General features: G+C 34.6%; 1 protein-coding gene. It reads left to right on the forward strand.

The window, feature by feature from the left end; translation table 11 throughout:
• Positions 1-350: TIGR02328 family protein (locus JUE67_RS12540; RefSeq protein ID WP_203637190.1), on the forward strand; the 350-nt coding region annotated here is incomplete at its 5' end.
• Between the last annotated feature and the right edge of the window lie 260 nt (positions 351-610).

The raw sequence follows: 610 nt of genomic DNA on the forward strand, positions 1-610 counted from the left end.
ATGAGCAACTCATTAATAAACTTCCTCGCCAGCAACTACTAGGGCAGCATCGAGAACTTGCTGCTCTAAGAGGCAATGGCTGGGGTAAAAAACATGCAACTGTTAATTATGTATTCAAGCACTCGCCATATAAACTCTATCAATTTCACTTACTGGTACTGCATGAAATGCAGCACCGCGGATATCACCCCAATAAAAACTGGTTTAATCCGCTTTACCGCGGTATTCATTGTGATCCATATATAATTTTGAAAGAATGCCCGATCACTAACCCAATTTATCCAGAGCATAATGACGCATATTTGAAAGAATGTTTAGCTAATTTAGCCAGCAAAGGGATTATTTTATAAAGCAAAAAAATGAGTCTCATACTCGAGGCTCTTTTTTATATTTAGTTAATAATTCATATTAAAATTAAGGTATAGCCTCTAGTTCATATTTTTTATAGTTTACAATTCGTTAACATAGCAAATGATTTTTTTAGTTTTGAATTTATGAGTTTGATTTTGTTGTCGCCAACGGCGGCTTCTAATACAGGTTCTAATCATTTTAGTATAACATAGAATAAATTCTATGTGTAAGTGCGCATTGACCTCGTTTCACTCAGTCT

The sequence above is a fragment of the Lacticaseibacillus mingshuiensis genome (genome assembly GCF_016861785.1).
Taxonomy (GTDB): domain Bacteria; phylum Bacillota; class Bacilli; order Lactobacillales; family Lactobacillaceae; genus Lacticaseibacillus; species Lacticaseibacillus mingshuiensis.